This is a genomic window from Stenotrophomonas sp. Sm6012, from assembly GCF_030985895.1.
Classification (GTDB): domain Bacteria; phylum Pseudomonadota; class Gammaproteobacteria; order Xanthomonadales; family Xanthomonadaceae; genus Stenotrophomonas; species Stenotrophomonas forensis.
Window position 1 is genome coordinate 1 of sequence record NZ_JAPTFX010000117.1, and the last position, 15,516, is coordinate 15,516.

The 15,516-nt window shown below is 68.2% G+C and carries 13 protein-coding genes; 7 read left to right on the forward strand and 6 right to left on the reverse strand.

Features of this window, described 5'->3' with window-relative positions; all coding sequences use genetic code 11:
* Positions 1 to 48 precede the first annotated feature (48 nt).
* The gene (locus O0J73_RS17005; protein ID WP_197563919.1) at positions 49 to 1,107 is read right to left on the reverse strand and encodes a CDP-glycerol glycerophosphotransferase family protein; all 1,059 of its coding nucleotides are present in this window, start codon (positions 1,105 to 1,107) and stop codon (positions 49 to 51) included.
* Between O0J73_RS17005 and O0J73_RS17010 the strand changes: the two genes are divergently transcribed.
* Complete coding sequence (locus O0J73_RS17010) at positions 1,106 to 1,912, forward strand: glycosyltransferase family 2 protein (RefSeq protein ID WP_197563908.1); 807 nt, start codon at positions 1,106 to 1,108, stop codon at positions 1,910 to 1,912. The genes O0J73_RS17005 and O0J73_RS17010 overlap by 2 nt on opposite strands.
* A gap of 27 nt (positions 1,913 to 1,939) precedes the next feature.
* On the opposite strand, the gene O0J73_RS17015 is transcribed toward O0J73_RS17010, so the two are convergent.
* The 5 genes from O0J73_RS17015 to def form a co-directional block, all read right to left on the reverse strand.
* On the reverse strand, positions 1,940 to 3,196 hold the full coding sequence (locus O0J73_RS17015) for an O-antigen ligase (RefSeq protein ID WP_049456869.1): 1,257 nt from the start codon (positions 3,194 to 3,196) through the stop codon (positions 1,940 to 1,942).
* A 158-nt stretch (positions 3,197 to 3,354) separates the two neighbouring features.
* Positions 3,355 to 5,064 (reverse strand): glycosyltransferase family 39 protein, encoded by a 1,710-nt coding sequence (locus O0J73_RS17020; RefSeq protein ID WP_308309205.1) that lies wholly within the window; start codon positions 5,062 to 5,064, stop codon positions 3,355 to 3,357.
* Positions 5,065 to 5,087: 23 nt separating this feature from the next.
* Complete coding sequence (rsmB, locus tag O0J73_RS17025) at positions 5,088 to 6,419, reverse strand: 16S rRNA (cytosine(967)-C(5))-methyltransferase RsmB (protein WP_197563907.1); 1,332 nt, start codon at positions 6,417 to 6,419, stop codon at positions 5,088 to 5,090.
* Between the two features lie 3 nt (positions 6,420 to 6,422).
* Positions 6,423 to 7,346 carry a methionyl-tRNA formyltransferase gene (fmt, locus tag O0J73_RS17030; protein ID WP_308309206.1) on the reverse strand — a complete coding sequence of 308 codons (924 nt, stop codon included), beginning with the start codon at positions 7,344 to 7,346 and terminating at the stop codon, positions 6,423 to 6,425.
* 120 nt (positions 7,347 to 7,466) lie between these two features.
* Entirely contained in the window at positions 7,467 to 7,979 is a 513-nt protein-coding gene (gene def, locus O0J73_RS17035; RefSeq protein ID WP_008267110.1) for a peptide deformylase, read from the reverse strand.
* Positions 7,980 to 8,105: 126 nt separating this feature from the next.
* Between def and O0J73_RS17040 the strand changes: the two genes are divergently transcribed.
* From O0J73_RS17040 to O0J73_RS17065, 6 genes are all read left to right on the forward strand, one after another.
* The gene (locus O0J73_RS17040; protein ID WP_006472766.1) at positions 8,106 to 9,239 is read left to right on the forward strand and encodes a LysM peptidoglycan-binding domain-containing protein; all 1,134 of its coding nucleotides are present in this window, start codon (positions 8,106 to 8,108) and stop codon (positions 9,237 to 9,239) included.
* A gap of 130 nt (positions 9,240 to 9,369) precedes the next feature.
* The gene (gene dprA / locus O0J73_RS17045) at positions 9,370 to 10,497 is read left to right on the forward strand and encodes a DNA-processing protein DprA (RefSeq protein ID WP_308309208.1); all 1,128 of its coding nucleotides are present in this window, start codon (positions 9,370 to 9,372) and stop codon (positions 10,495 to 10,497) included.
* Positions 10,498 to 10,540: 43 nt separating this feature from the next.
* Positions 10,541 to 11,014: a DUF494 family protein gene (locus O0J73_RS17050; protein WP_006472770.1), complete on the forward strand. Its 474-nt coding sequence runs from the start codon at positions 10,541 to 10,543 to the stop codon at positions 11,012 to 11,014.
* A 39-nt stretch (positions 11,015 to 11,053) separates the two neighbouring features.
* Positions 11,054 to 11,806 (forward strand): pilin, encoded by a 753-nt coding sequence (locus O0J73_RS17055; RefSeq protein ID WP_006472771.1) that lies wholly within the window; start codon positions 11,054 to 11,056, stop codon positions 11,804 to 11,806.
* A 49-nt stretch (positions 11,807 to 11,855) separates the two neighbouring features.
* On the forward strand, positions 11,856 to 12,788 hold the full coding sequence (locus tag O0J73_RS17060; protein ID WP_053450908.1) for an RDD family protein: 933 nt from the start codon (positions 11,856 to 11,858) through the stop codon (positions 12,786 to 12,788).
* A gap of 193 nt (positions 12,789 to 12,981) precedes the next feature.
* Positions 12,982 to 15,471 carry a DNA topoisomerase I gene (locus tag O0J73_RS17065; RefSeq protein ID WP_279935136.1) on the forward strand — a complete coding sequence of 830 codons (2,490 nt, stop codon included), beginning with the start codon at positions 12,982 to 12,984 and terminating at the stop codon, positions 15,469 to 15,471.
* The last annotated feature ends 45 nt before the right edge of the window (positions 15,472 to 15,516 follow it).

Sequence of the window (15,516 nt, forward strand, 5' to 3'; positions counted from 1 at the left end):
CCGGCTCTGAGATGTGCCTGCGGTTGCCGGCCACCGGCCGGCACTACCTCACCGCTGCGACGGGCCCCAGTAGCCCAGGTCCTTGCGGATCTGCAGGTCGCGCAGCCAGGTGCCGAACGGCTTGCGCCGCAGCGCGCCCATTTCGCCGGACAGGAAATCCTCGGTCGCGGCGATCACCCGCTCGCTGGAGCGGCCATCGCGATACGGATGGATGGCATCGGCGTAACGCACGATCTCCGCCTGCAACGCGGCATCCGGGTGCAGCGCGCGTTGCAGCATCGCCGGCAGCTGTGCCGGGTCGTCGAAATCGATCATGTGCGGCTTGGGTACGCGGTTGCGGAAGGTCACCACCGGCTTGTGCTGGACGATGAACTCCGAAACGATCGACGAGGTGTCCGACACCAGCACATCGGCGGCACGCTGCGCGGCCATCACCTGTTCCGGCTCGACGAAGCGGGCATTGGCACCGGCCAGCGCGCGGTAGCGCTCGAACAGTTCCGGCGCGCACTTCGGGTGCAGCGTCAGCAGCCAGTAGCGGTCGCCGGCGGCGATGTCGGCGGCGATCTGCGCATGCAGGTGCGGGGCCGCGCTCAGCCGCTCGGTGAACGTCGAACCGAACAGGATCACCGGGCGGCCAGCGGCCGGCGCGCGCAGCGCGGCACTCTCGCCGCCATCATCACGGAACAGTGGGTCCAGCTTCGGCCAACCGGTCTCGGCCACCGCGAAGTGGCCCTGCTGGGCGGCCATCTCGCGGAACGGCACGGTGGTGGCCGGGCCCTGCGTGCAGTACAGGTCGAACATGCCGCGCACCCGGAAGTGGCCGCGTGCGCTGTCGCGCTTCTCCACGTTGAAGCCATGGAACAGCTGCACCTTGGCGCCGGACAGGAAGGTCGGCACCCAGTTGGCGGCGCTGAACACCGCGCGCGGGCGCATCGCCAGGGCCTGCTTCAGGCCGATGTTGGGCACCCCGGGCAGGCTGCTGCCGGCCGCGCCGCCCTCGAACCAGGCGGCCACGTCCTGCCCGGACGCGTGCAAGGCCTGCGCCAACGGGGCGAGAATAGGCAGCGCATAGCGCTCCGTCGCAAACAACAGGTACCCGGCCATCATGTCCTCCACGACCGCTCCCATCGAACGGCCTCGCATCTCGGCCTGCATTATCGCGTTCAACGAGGCCGGCCGCATCGGCGACTGCCTGGCCTCACTGGCCTTCTGCGACGAGATCATCGTCGTGGACTCGTACTCCACCGATACCACCGTGGCCCTTGCCGAGGCCGCAGGCGCCCGCGTGCTGCAGCGCCCGTTCGAGGGCTTCCGCAGCCAGAAGGCGTTCTGCGTCGAGCAGGCACGGCACGACTGGGTGCTGTGCCTGGATGCCGATGAGCGCATCAGCCCGGAACTGCGCACGGCCATCGAACAGGTCCGCGACGGCGGCTTCGCCGGGCATGCCGGCTACCGCTTCGCGCGCCTGTCGGAGTACTTCGGCAGGTTCCTGCGCCACGGCAACGCCTACCCGGACCGGGTGATGCGCCTGTTCGACCGCCGCCGCGGTGGCTGGCGCGGCAAGCGCGAGATCCATGAGGCAGCCAGCGTCGACGGCAGCGTCGGCACCCTGCACGGGGACCTGATCCACTACCCGTACCGCTCGCTGCAGCAGCAGCTGGCGAAGACCGAGAAGTACGCCCGGATGATGGCCGAGCACGAGTTCGCACGCGGCAAGCGCGCCACGCTCGGCAAGCTGGTGCTGGCCCCGGCCTGGCGCTTCTGGCGCGGCTTCCTGTTCCGTGGTGGCTTCCGCGACGGCTGGCACGGCCTGGTCTACGCCTATGTGCGTGCCAATTACGTGCGGCAGAAGACCATCATGCTGTGGATGCTGGGCAACGGCCAAGCCGTTGCGGATCCCCCGGACCGTTGATCGCCGGGCCGTGCCGGCGCCACAGCATCACGACCCGATGATCGCCCGGTGGCGCGCACCTTCAAGAATCGACAGGCCGGTCAGCAGGCCGACCAGGGTCACGTAGAAACTGGCCGTCATCTGGTGGGCGAACATCGACTGGGTCAGGCCGCACAACGCATAGGTGATCACCAGCATGACGCCGGCCGCAGCCGGCCCACGGAAGGTCACCCGTCCACTGCGACGGTGCAGGCGCACGAACAGCCACAACGGGATGCCGTACACCGCCAGCAGCAGTGCCAGGCCCGGCACGCCCTGGGTTGCGGCCCATTCGGCCACGTCGTTGTGCGCATGCCCAAGGTGGCAGCGCGCCTCACCCGGGTTCTCGCGGCAGACCGGCACGCGCTGCATTGCACTGTCGAAATGACCGATGCCGACACCCACCAGCGGATGGTCGAGGAAGGTCTCCCAGGCCACCTTGAGGCGCTCCACCCGGGCACCGGCAGACGAATCACTGTCGCCCTGCTCCATCCGCTGCACATCGCTGTGCAGCTCGCTCAGGCGGACCTGATGGCGCAGCTCAGGCACCGACAGCAGCAGGGTCGCACCGATCGCCAGCATGCCAGCCAGCACCGACAGCCGTGCCACGCCGGTACGCCAGCGCAGGCTCAGCGCCAGGACCACCAGCAGCGCCAGCAACGCGGCAAACACGCCACGGCTGCCGGTCAGCACGATGGTGCCGCAGCCGGCAGCCATGCCGAGGATCACCAGCGACCAGCGGCGTGATGGGCGGCAGAACACCAGCAGCACCATCAGCACCATCACGATGTCGGCCAGCACGATGGCGTTGGTGGACAGCTCCGCGCGCGGAGCCCCGCGCAGCACCTGCCACAGCGACATCCCGAAGGTGGCAAGCAGGCCGGCCAGCGCGCCATACCAGAGCCAGCGCAGGTTTGGACGCAGCGCGCAGACCCAGAGCGCGATCCACGGGATCACGACGAACCGCGAGCGGTTGTCGACGTCGCGCAGCCCCTGCTCGAACAGCAGCACCGACAGTACGCCCAAGGCCAACACCGCCAGCATCAGCCAGGCCAGCACCTTCACCGGCTGACCGGCCATGCCGCGCGCGCGCCACAGCAGCTCCGGCGCCAGCAGGGTGCTGAGCAGCAGCAGCAGACCATAGGGCAACAGGTTGATCGGCACGGTCAGCACGAGGGCCGGCAGGCAGAACAGGCCCAGCTGGGCCAGTGCATGCGCCACTCCGTGACGTCCACCGACGGGCACGCCCAGCGGATCGCCGGCCATGGGGTTCAGATTGTCCGCTGAGGCTGGCACGTCGGGAAGTATCGCTGCAATCTACTGAAAGAACGGGAATGCCCCGACAGGGGCCATCCCAGCCTGCCATTTCACTTTACTGCCTTTGGCCCTGCTTGGGCAGACCGGACAAGCGGGAATCGGGGCAGTCAGTCATGTTCCTGCAGACGCCTCCCACGTTCGCGCTCCTCTGCGGTAACCACGCAGGGCACCGTCACCGCCGCCGCGGGCACCAGCCACCAGCGCCGCCGGTTGGCCACGCCGGCCAGTTCGGAGCGGCTGCGGTCGACGCATGACAGCATTGCGTTCTCGTTGACCAGCAGCCAACGGTGCGCTGGCAACAGCCGCTGCCAGCGCGTGGCGGCGACCAGCTGCTCGTCCCACGGCACCCGGAAACCGAAGGTCGCTGCAGGGCGGTCGGCCAGCAACAGATGCTGCTCCTTCCAAGCCACCAGCCCCAGCTCCGCATCAGGACCGATACGACTTCCGACGGTGCGCATCAGCCCACGGGCGGAGCTGGAATCGTTCAACAGTGGATAGCCGACCAGGCTGTAGAGCAGCCAGACCACCGCCAACGTCGACACCAGCGCATGGTGCCTGCGACGGCCGCAGACCAACAGGCTCAGTCCGCCCCACAGCCCCATGGCCAGGATCGTCCAGGCCAGTGCGTCGACAGCCCCGGGGGCCAGTCCGCGGCTGTGGGTCAGGCGCAGCTCGAAGGCCGGGTCGCCCAGCACTGCCAACGCGCCGGCCAGTGCCAGGCCCAGCGACAACAGTCCGGTGAACAGCCCCGCCACGGCCTGCACATCGCGCCGCTTCAGCAACCCCGGCAACAACGGTGCCAATGCCAGGCAGAACATCGGCAGCGCCGGCAGGATGTACACATCGCGCTTGCCGTCAGGAATCGAGAAGAACAGCACCACCAGCAGCCACCAGGCCAGCGGCAGCAGGTAACGCGGGTCGCGGCGGCGCAGCCGACGCCACCAGGCAGGCAGCGCCCACGGCAGCAGCAGGAAGGCGGGAAGCCACATCGACGGCATGATCGCCAGGAAGTACCACCCTGGCTGGTGATGATCCCAGGACTGCATGTAGCGCCGTGCGGTCTGCTGGAACAGGATGTCGTCCATGTAGGCCCGGTACTCGTCCGAGCCGGTGGCCAGGCCGGCCAGCAGCATCGGTGCCAGCCACAACGACACCGCCAGCAGGAAGGCCAGCGGCGCCGCCCAGAAGCGCACATCGCGCGCGTGCAGGCCTACCCGCGGCCATCGCAGTGCCGCTGCGATCGCCGCTGGCACGATCATCAGCAGCGCCAGCATGCCCACGCCCTTGGTGATCACTCCGATGCCAGCGAAGAACCAGCCCAGCCACCACCAGCGCCAGGCGGGGCCCAGCAACAGGTGGCGCAGCAGGCCATAGTTGGCCAGCGTGATGAACAGCAGCAGCAGCGGGTCGATCTGCGCCTTCTTCGCCTGGAAGGTGAACTGCAGCGCGAACAGGAGCGCCCAGCCGGCATACAGCCCGACCCGCCGTGTCCACAGGCGCCGGCCAAGATCCACCACGCACCACAGCGTGCCGAGCGCGGCCAGCAGCGAAGGCAGCAGGAAGGCCACGCGCCAGTGACCGACCAGGCCGTACAGCGTGGCCTGCCACCACATCAGCATGGGCGGCTTGTCCGAGTAGAGCTCGGGCCCACGATGCGGGAACAACCAGTAGCCGCTGTCGACCATCTGCTTGGCCACCAGCGCGAAGCGTGGCTCGTCCGACGGCCATGGATCGCGGAGGCCGAGGCCGGCCCCCAGCACCAGCAGGGCCATCACCACCAACAGCCACGTCTGTCGCGACGCGTGGGTTTTCAGCATTGGACTCGAAACGGCAGCGGGGATCAGCCTGCTTTTATCAGACGCGCGTAGAAGAAACCGTCAGCATCGTTGTCACCAGGCAGGCGCTGGCGCGCCACGCCTTCGCAATCCACGCCGAATGCGTCGCCCAGCGGCTGCGCCTCGGCATCCGGATGCCACTTGAGAAACGCGCGCACCTGGTCGATGTTCTCGGCACGCAGGATCGAGCAGGTCGCATACAGCAGCACGCCACCCGGGCGCAGCATCGACCAGCAGGCCTCCAGCAGGCGCGCCTGCACTCCCACCAGCGCATCGATGTCCTCGGCGCGGCGGTGGAACATGACGTCAGGCTGGCGGCGGATCACGCCGGTGGCCGAACACGGTGCATCCAGCAGGATCGCGTCGAACGGCACGCCGTCCCACCAGGCGCCGGGATCGCTGGCATCGGCCACCAGGGTCTGCGCATGTTCGCCGACGCCGGTACGGGCATAGGTGTCACGGGCGCGCGCCAGGCGCCGGGCGTCGATATCCAGCGCCAGCAGTCGCAGGCTCGGATCGCGTTCGAGCAGGTGCGCCGATTTGCCACCGGGCGCCGCGCAGGCATCCAGCACGCGCGAGCCAGCGGCGGGAGCCAGTGCATCCGCCGCGCACTGCGCCGACAGGTCCTGCACAGACAGCGCGCCGTCGGCGAAGCCGGGCAGCTGGTTCACCGCCACCGGTGCCGCCAGGCGCAACGCATCGGGACTGAGCACACTGGCTTCCGCGGCAATGCCGGCTTCGGCCAGCGCTGCCAGGGCTTTGTCGCGGCCGCCGTGCTGGCGGTTGGCGCGCAGCCACAGCGGCGCAGGCTGCAGGCTTTCGTTGAACACCGCTTCGGCCTGCGCCGGCCAATCACGTTCGATCGCCTCGGCCAGCCATTCCGGGAAGGCGTCGCGCGCGGGCTGCTCCGGGAACCCTTCGCGCTGCGCGCGGCGCAGGATCGCGTTGACCAGGCCAGCCTGCCGTTCGCGGCCCAGTGCACGGGCAGCATCGACCGTGGCCGAGAGTGCGGCATGCGCCGGCAGCGCCAGCACGTCCAGCTGGGCGAAGCCGACCATCAGCAGGGTGCGCAGGTCGGCATCACGCGCCGACAGCGGCTTCTGCATCCACGACTGCAATGCGGCGTCATAGGTGCTGCGGCGGCGCAGGACGGCGAAACACAGTGCCTCCAGCAGCGCGCGGTCGCGGCTGTCGGCCAGCTTCGGCAGCGCCCAGGCCAGTTCGGCCTTCAGCGAACGGCCACGGGTGAATACCTGCGCCAGCACGCGTGCGGCCAGCATGCGCGTGGCCGCGCCCGGCGCCGCCTTGGCGATGGAGAAATCGTTCTGCTTCGACACCGCTTATGCCCCCACGCGCAGGTCGCGGCGAGCGTTGAGGTAGTCGGCGGCGGTGATCGCCTTGCCGCCTTCGCGCTGCAGTACGCGCAGGCGCAGCACACCCTGGCCACAGGCGATGTCGATGCCGTCGCGGCCGGCCGCCAGCACCGTGCCCGGCGCCTGGGCGTGGGCCTCATCCAGCGCCACCGCGCCATGGATGCGCACGCGCTCGCCGGCCAGCGTCGCCTCGGCGATCGGCCACGGATTGAACGCGCGCACGGTGCGCGCCAGCGCAGCGGCGTCCTGGGCCCAGTCCAGCTTCGCTTCGGCCTTGTCCAGCTTGTGCGCGTAAGTCACGCCCTGCTCAGGCTGCGGCCGCGCGATCGGCTTGATGCCGGCACGCAGCAGGCCCAGGCCATCGGACAGCACCTGCGCGCCCAGTTCGGCCAGCTTGTCGTGCAGCTGCCCACCGCTATCGGTAACAGCAATCGGCAGCTCCTGGTGCAGCAGCACCGGGCCGGTATCCAGGCCCGCTTCCATCTGCATCAAGCAAACGCCGGTCTTGGCGTCGCCGGCCTGGATCGCACGCTGGATCGGCGCGGCACCGCGCCAGCGCGGCAGCAGCGAGGCGTGCACGTTCCAGCAGCCATGGGTCGGAATGGCCAGCACCGCCTTGGGCAGGATCAGGCCGTAGGCCACCACCACCATCAGGTCCGGCTGCAGGTCGCGCAGCTGCTGCTGGGCAGCGTCGCCCTTCAGCGATTCGGGCTGGTAGACCGGGATGCCACGGGCCACCGCTTCGAGCTTGACCGGCGACGGCGCCAGGCCACGGCCACGACCGGCCGGTCGATCAGGCTGGGTGTAGACGGCCACGACCTCGTGATGGCGCGCAGCCGCGCGCAGCGATGACACCGCGAATTCCGGCGTACCGGCAAAGACAATCCTCATGGCTACCCCACTTGCAGGATGGATTCGTGCAGGAAAGAAAACGGCGCCGTCGGCCGGCGCCGTACAGCCCGCGCGCATCGCGCAGGCACGGGCCACCCGAGGGGTGGCCCGGATCGGCGATCACGCCACGTGCTTGCGCTGCTTGGCCAGCTTCTTGCGCACCATCTCGCGCTTGAGCGGCGACAGATAGTCGATGAACAGCTTGCCGTCCAGGTGATCCATCTCGTGCTGGATGCAGGTCGCGAGCACTTCGCCGGCTTCCAGCTGCTGCTCCTGGCCATTGCGGTCCAGGTACTTCACGGTGATGGTGTCGGCGCGGGTCACGTCGGCGAAGATGCCCGGCACCGACAGGCAGCCTTCCTGGTACACCCGCCCCCCGTCCTTGGCGACGATTTCCGGGTTGATGAACACATGCGGTTCATTCTTTTCTTCGCTGACGTCGATGACCATGAAGCGCTTGTGCACATCCACCTGGGTGGCGGCCAGGCCGATGCCCGGCGCGTCGTACATGGTCAGGAACATGTTGTCGATCAGTTCCTGGAAGGCCGGCGTGGTGACTTCGGCGGCTTCGATCAACGCAGCCTTGGTACGCAGGCGCGGATCGGGGAACTCGAGAATGGGGAGAAGGGCCATGGCTGTTTCCGGATAGGGGGCCGGCACGCCGGCATACGTCGCAGATTCTAGCTCCAACGCTTGCCTTGCGCCCCGGTTTCTGGACTATAGTGCGCGGACCTGTTGGGGAATCAGGGCTTCACACCTATGTTGCTTCGTTTTCGTACGGTCGTCGCCGCGGCGATGCTGACCGTGGCTGCCTATGCTACCGCCGTGGAAGTGAATGGCGGGCACCCGGACACCTATGTGGTCCGAAAAGGGGATACGTTGTGGGACATCGCCGCACGTTTCCTGCAGAAGCCGTGGCTGTGGCCGGAGATCTGGCAGGCCAATCCGCAGATCGCCAATCCGCACCTGATCTATCCCGGTGACGTGCTCAGCCTGGCCTATCTGGACCGGGTGACCGTGGCGGCCCAGCCGGGCCCGCGCCAGGAGGCCCCGATCGACGCCATTCCGCTGGCCCAGGTCGAGCCGTTCCTGAAGCAGCTGAGCGTGGTCGACAGCATCGAGCAGCTGCCCCAGGTGGTCGGCCTGGAAGACAACCGCCTGCGCGTGGCCGGCGGTGATACCGCCTACGTGAATCTGGGCGATGCCCAGCTGGGGCAGCGCTGGGCCGTGGTCCGCCCGACCGTGCGCTACGCCCAGCCCAAGCCGACCGAAGACCTGAATGCCAACGGCGACGTCACGCCGGGCAGCGGCAACCTGTGGAAGGCGTACAACGCACCCAACGCGCGCCGCGGCGTGCTGGGTTATGAGTTGGCCCAGCTTGCCACCGGCACCATCACCCGGGTTGCCGACGGCAAGGCCGGGGCCTCCACGCTGGCGCTGGACAAGAGCACGGGTGGCCGTGAAGTCCGTGTCGGCGACCGCCTGGTGCCGGTCGAGGCCCGTCCCTATGACCTGCAGTTCGTGCCGCATGTGCCGGCCGCGGGCGTGGAAGGCGTGGACGTGCGCGTGCTCGCGGTGACCGACATGTTCACCGCCGGCGGCCCGCGCGACGTGATCGCGATTTCGGCCGGGCGGGTCCAGGGCGTGGACAATGGCACCGTGTTCTCGCTGTGGCGGCAGGGTCGTCATGTGGCCAACCGCCTGAAGTACCCGACGTCGTCGCGCATGGACGATGCGCTCAGCGGCAGTGTCGGCCGGGTTGCGCTGCCGGAGGAGTACGCAGCGCATGCGATGGTGTTCCGCACCTTCGACAACGTCAGCTACGCGCTGGTGATGCAGGGCGTGAAGCCGGTGCGCGTGGGCTACAACGCGCTGCACCCGGACGCGAAGTAACGGTTGCCGGGCTGCCCCGGCCACCCCAGGGAGTGCCGGCCGCTGGCCGGCAGACACCTCCGGCAAAACCTGACACGTACATGCGAAGGCGCCCGAGGGCGCCTTTGTTGCATGCGGTCGATAGTGGGGAATGACCAAGCAAGCTGATGAGGCGCTGCTGCGCCTGGTGATGGCGGGGGGCGCACTGGCGCCGCGACGGGCATTGCTGCAGAGCGCGGGCTGCGCGGACGCGGCCATCGCGCAGGGCACTGCGAACTGGCGTGCACACGGCTGCACACCGGAGCAGTGCGCCGCACTGGAACGCCCGGATGCCCGGGCATGGGCAGCCACGCAGCGCTGGCTGGAAGACGACCACCACCACGTGCTGGCCTTCACCGACCCGGCCTTTCCTCCGACCCTGCTGGAGGTACCCAACCCGCCGCTGGCCCTGTTCGTGGCCGGTGACCCCAGCCTGGCCTGGCGCCCCTCCGTGGCCCTGGTCGGCAGCCGCTCGCCGACGCCGGGTGGTCGCGCGCTGGCGGCCCGTTTTGCCAGCGGCTTCGTCGAGGCCGGGTTGGCGGTAACCAGCGGGCTGGCTGCCGGCATCGATGCAGCCGCCCACCTGGCAACCCTGGACGCCGGCGGCTGCACCGTCGCCGTGATCGGTACCGGCCCTGATCTCGCCTACCCGGACAGTCATGCCCGGCTCCAGGCCCGCATCGCCACCGAGGGCGCCGTGCTCAGCGAATACCTTCCGGGCACCGCGGCCCGTCCCGGACACTTTCCGGCGCGCAACCGGCTGGTGGCCGGGCTGGCCCTGGCCACGGTGGTGGTCGAGGCCGCCCAGCGCTCGGGAGCGCTGATCACCGCGCGTCTGGCCGCCGAGGCCGGCCGCGAGGTCTGCGCCCTGCCCGGTTCAGTGCTCAATCCACGCGCGGCGGGCTGCCACCGGCTCATCCGTGAAGGCGCCGCGCTGGTCGAACGCCCCGCGGAGGTACTGGAGCTGCTGGCCCCTGCGCTGCGCCAGCAGCTGCCGGGCTTGCAATCGCGGCTGGCCACCCCCACTGAACAGGCACCGTCGGCGCTCCTGCCGGCGCGCTGGGCCGACGACCCTGACTACCAGTGCTTGTGGCGGGCCCTGGACCACAACCCAAGCGGTATGGATTCACTGATCACGCGCTGTGGATTGACGGCGCCCCAGGTGTCCTCCATGCTGCTGGCCATGGAACTGGCGGGAATCGTGGTGTGCGTACACGGCCGCTACTGTCGAACTCCCTAGTTTCTTCACCTCCACAGCGTCGCGCGACGCAGGCCGAGGGGCAATGAAAGAGAGCATCCTGGACGTACTGCTGTACCTGTTTGAACACTATTTCAGCGAAGATGCGGACCTGATCCGTGACCGCGATTCGCTTCAGAACGGCCTGATCCAGGCCGGTTTCAGCCCTACCGAGATCAACAAGGCATTCGACTGGCTCGATGCCCTGGCCGCGCAACGGCCGAGCATGTCCCAGGCCCGGGTCGATGGTCCCGTGCGCGTCTACCACGGCCCCGAGCTGGACAAGCTGGACGTGGAATGCCGCGGTTTCCTGCTGTATCTGGAACAGCACGGCATCCTTGATGCCGACCAGCGCGAGCTGGTGCTGGACCGGGCGATGGCCCTGGACCAGGACGAACTGGACCTGGACGACCTGAAGTGGGTCGTGCTGATGGTGCTGTTCAACCAGCCCGGCTCCGAAGCGGCCTATGCCTGGATGGAGACGCAGATGTTCATGGACGAGCCAGAACCCCTGCACTGACCGTACACTTGGGGGCATAGCGCATTCAGGAGCGTCCCCGTGAGCGAGTGGTTCCACGCAGAAGGCAACCGGCAGCAAGGTCCGCTGCCGGCGGAACAGTTGGTTGAGTTGTTCCGCAACAACCAGATCTCCCTGGACACCCTGGTGTGGCGCGACGGTCTGCCGCAATGGCAGCCGTTGCGTACCGTCGTCGACGAACTCGGCCTGATCGTGCCTGCACTGGACGCTGCAGCAACGGCCGTCGAGCCCGCGCCGGAACCGGTGGCACCGCCGCCGCAGCAGCCACCGGTGCTGCCGCCGTCCACCCCGTACGCCACCAGCGCACCGGCTGGCGTCGTGCCGCCGCCGAAGAAGCAGCTGTCCGGCTGCGCCCTCACTGCCATCATCGCGGGCGCTCTACTGCTGGTGCTGGTGCCGATCGTGGCCATCCTTGCCGCCATCGCCCTGCCTGCCTACAACGACTACACCGTGCGCGCCAAGGTCGCCGCCGCGGCCGATGCCCTGCACCCGCTGCAGGACCAGGTGCAGCATTTCGCCGATGAGGAAGGTCGCTGCCCGGGCGCCAACGATGCCGGCTTCCCCGCCCCTGGCGACTTCACCCGGTCCGGCCTGTCGGCGGTGAACATCGGCCGCTTCAACAACGGCCACTGCGGTATCGAGGCAACGCTGTCGATGCCGGGCAAGAGCATCGACGGCGATCTGCTGTGGCTGGAATATGACCGCGACAGCGGCCGCTGGGACTGCAGCGGCGCAAGCGACGACAAGTACCTGCCGCCGGCGTGCCGCGGCTGAGCCGCGCGCGTACCGGTACCTCCAAGGACGATCCAACAGGGAACATGCAATGACTGAGTGGTATTACGCCGAAGGACAGCAACGCCAGGGCCCGCTGCCGGTCCAGGAGATCCGCCAGCGCTTCCAGCGCGGCCAACTGAACCTGGACACGCTGGTCTGGCGCGAAGGCATGGCGCAGTGGGCGGCGCTGCGCCAGGTGGTCGACGAGCTTGAACTGCAGACGCTGGCCGACGCCACGGCGGCCGCCGGCAGCGGCGGCTTCGACCTGCGCGGCGACTATGCCGCCATCGACAACGGCACCGCGCCGCTGCCCGGTACCGGCGCCCTCGGCAGCTCGCCGTACAGCGCGCCTGCCGCTGCAGGCGGCGCTGGCCATGCGCAGCCGGTCATGGGCGGCGAAGTGGTCTACGCGGGCTTCTGGAAGCGCGTGGCCGCCTACATGATCGACTACTTCGTGCTGTTCATCCCCGGCAGCATCATCGGCGCCATCCTCGGTGTGGTGCTCGGCGCCAGCATGGGCGCGGTGGGCAGTGGTGAATCGGCCATCGAGGTGGTCGCGCAGCTGTCCAGCGCACTGATCAACTTCGCCATCGGCATGGCGTACTACACCTGGTTCCATGCCTCCAAGGGCGGCGCCACGCTGGGCAAGATGGCGGTCGGCATCAAGGTCGTGCGCAGCAATGGCGAACGCCTGACCAAGGCGCGCGCGTTCGGTCGCTACTGGGCCATGCTGCTGAGCAGCTTCACCCTCGGCATCGGCTTCCTGATGGCGGCCTTCACCGAGCGCAAGCAGGGCCTGCACGACATGATCTGCGACACCCTGGTGGTCGACCGCTGGGCCTTCACCGACCAGCCGCAGCTGCAGCGCCGCGAGCTGGGCACGGTCACCGTGCTGGTGCTGGTGTTGACCGGCCTGCTGTCGCTGGTGGGCTTGGCCCTGCTGGTCTTCGCGGTCGGCTTCATCGCCAAGATGGCCTCCTGAACGGCCATCGTCACGCCTGGCTGCTTGACATGGGCTGGTCGGGCGTGATTCCTCTAATAAGGTGAAACCTGAACGCCCGGCACATTACCGGGCGTTCAGTTTATGGATTTGCGCGTGGCCGCTTCACTAATGCGGCCGTTTGCTCCACCCTAGCGGCCCCTTCCCCACGGTTCGCCCCACAGACCCTGCTGCCATGCCCAAGCACCTGCTCATCGTCGAATCGCCGGCCAAGGCCAAGACGATCAACAAATACCTCGGCAAGGACTACACGGTCCTGGCCTCGTATGGGCATGTGCGTGACCTGATTCCGAAGGAAGGCGCGGTCGACCCGGACAACGGGTTCGCCATGCACTACGACGTGATCGACAAGAACGAGAAGCACGTCGATGCGATCGCCAAGGCCGCCAAGGGCGCCGACGACATCCTGCTGGCGACCGACCCGGATCGCGAGGGTGAAGCGATCAGCTGGCACATCGCCGAGATCCTGAAGGAACGCGGGCTGGTCAAGGACAAGCCGATGCAGCGCGTGGTGTTCACCGAGATCACCCCGCGCGCGATCAAGGAGGCGATCAGCCAGCCGCGCGAGATCGCCAGTGACCTGGTCGATGCCCAGCAGGCGCGCCGCGCGCTGGACTACCTGGTCGGTTTCAACCTGTCGCCGGTGCTGTGGCGCAAGGTCCAGCGCGGCCTGTCCGCCGGCCGCGTGCAGAGCCCGGCGCTGCGCATGATTGTCGAGCGCGAGGAAGAGATCGAAGCCTTCATCGCCCGCGAATACTGGTCGATCGCCGCCGAGTGCGCGCATCCCTCGCAGCACTTCAACGCCAAGCTGATCAAGCTGGACGGGCAGAAGTTCGAGCAGTTCACCATCACCGACGGTGACACTGCCGAAGCCGCCCGCATGCGCATCCAGCAGGCGGCGCAGGGCTCGCTGCATGTCACCGACGTGGCCAGCAAGGAGCGCAAGCGCCGCCCGGCGCCGCCGTTCACCACCTCCACCCTGCAGCAGGAAGCCTCGCGCAAGCTCGGTTTCACCACCCGCAAGACCATGCAGGTCGCGCAGAAGCTGTACGAAGGCGTGGCGATCGGTGACGAAGGCACCGTCGGCCTGATCTCGTACATGCGTACCGACTCGGTGAACCTGTCGCAGGATGCGTTGGCCGAGATCCGCGACGTGATCGCCCGCGATTACGGCATCGCCTCGCTGCCAGACCAGCCGAACACCTACCAGACCAAGTCGAAGAACGCCCAGGAAGCGCACGAAGCCGTACGCCCGACCTCGGCGCTGCGTACCCCGGCCCAGGTCGCGCGGTTCCTGACCGACGACGAGCGCCGCCTGTACGAGCTGATCTGGAAGCGTGCGGTGGCCTGCCAGATGATTCCGGCCACGCTCAACACGGTCAGCGTCGATCTGTCGGCCGGCAGCGAGCACGTGTTCCGCGCCAGCGGCACCACCGTGGTCGTGCCCGGCTTCCTGGCCGTGTACGAGGAAGGCAAGGACAGCAAGAGCGCCGAGGACGAAGACGAAGGCCGCAAGCTGCCGGCGATGAAGCCCGGCGACCGCGTGCCGCTGGAGCGCATCCAGGCCGAGCAGCATTTCACCCAGCCGCCGCCGCGCTACACCGAAGCGGCGCTGGTGAAGGCGCTGGAAGAGTACGGCATCGGCCGTCCCTCGACCTACGCCTCGATCATCCAGACCCTGCTGTTCCGCAAGTACGTGGAAATGGAAGGCCGCAGCTTCCGCCCGTCCGACGTCGGCCGTGCGGTGTCCAAGTTCCTGTCCAGCCACTTCACCCGGTATGTGGACTACGACTTCACCGCCAAGCTCGAGGACGAGCTCGACGCCGTCTCGCGTGGCGAGGAGGAGTGGATCCCGCTGATGGCCCGCTTCTGGGAGCCGTTCAAGGAGCTGGTGGAAGACAAGAAGGAATCGGTCGACCGTGCCGAGGCCAGTGGCGCCCGCGAGCTCGGCACCGACCCGAAGACCGGCAAGCCGGTCAGCGTGCGGCTGGGCCGCTTCGGGCCGTACGCGGCCATCGGCAGCACCGCCGAGGACGCCGAGGAAAAGCCCAAGTTCGCCTCGCTGCGCCCCGGCCAGTCGATGCACACCATCTCCCTGGAAGACGCGCTGGAACTGTTCCTGATGCCGCGTGCGCTGGGTGAGGACAACGGCGAACCGGTCAGCGTCGGCATCGGTCGTTTCGGTCCGTTCGCCAAGCGGGGCAGCACCTATGCCTCGCTGAAGAAGGAAGACGACCCGTACACCATCGACCTGGCCCGCGCCGTGTTCCTGATCGAAGAGAAGGAAGAGATCGCGCGCAACCGGATCATCAAGGAATTCGAGGGCAGCGACATCCAGGTGCTGAACGGCCGCTTCGGCCCGTACATCAGCGACGGCAAGATGAACGGCAAGATCCCCAAGGATCGCGAGCCGGCCTCGCTGACCCTGGCCGAAGTGCAGCAGCTGATGGAAGAAACCGGCAAGCCGGTGCGCAAGGGCTTCGGTGCCAAGAAGGCCGCGGCGAAGAAGGCACCGGCCAAGAAGGCGGCGGTGAAGAAGGAGGCGGCGCCGAAGAAGGCCGCCGCCAAGAAGGCTCCGGCCAAAAAAGCGGTGAAGAAGGCCGCTGCGAAGAAGGCGCCGGCCAAGAAGGCCGTAAAGAAGGCCGTAAAGAAGGCGGCCAAGTAGATCCACGCCATGCGTGGGTGAGGGGTGTGCGGACCCACGCATGGC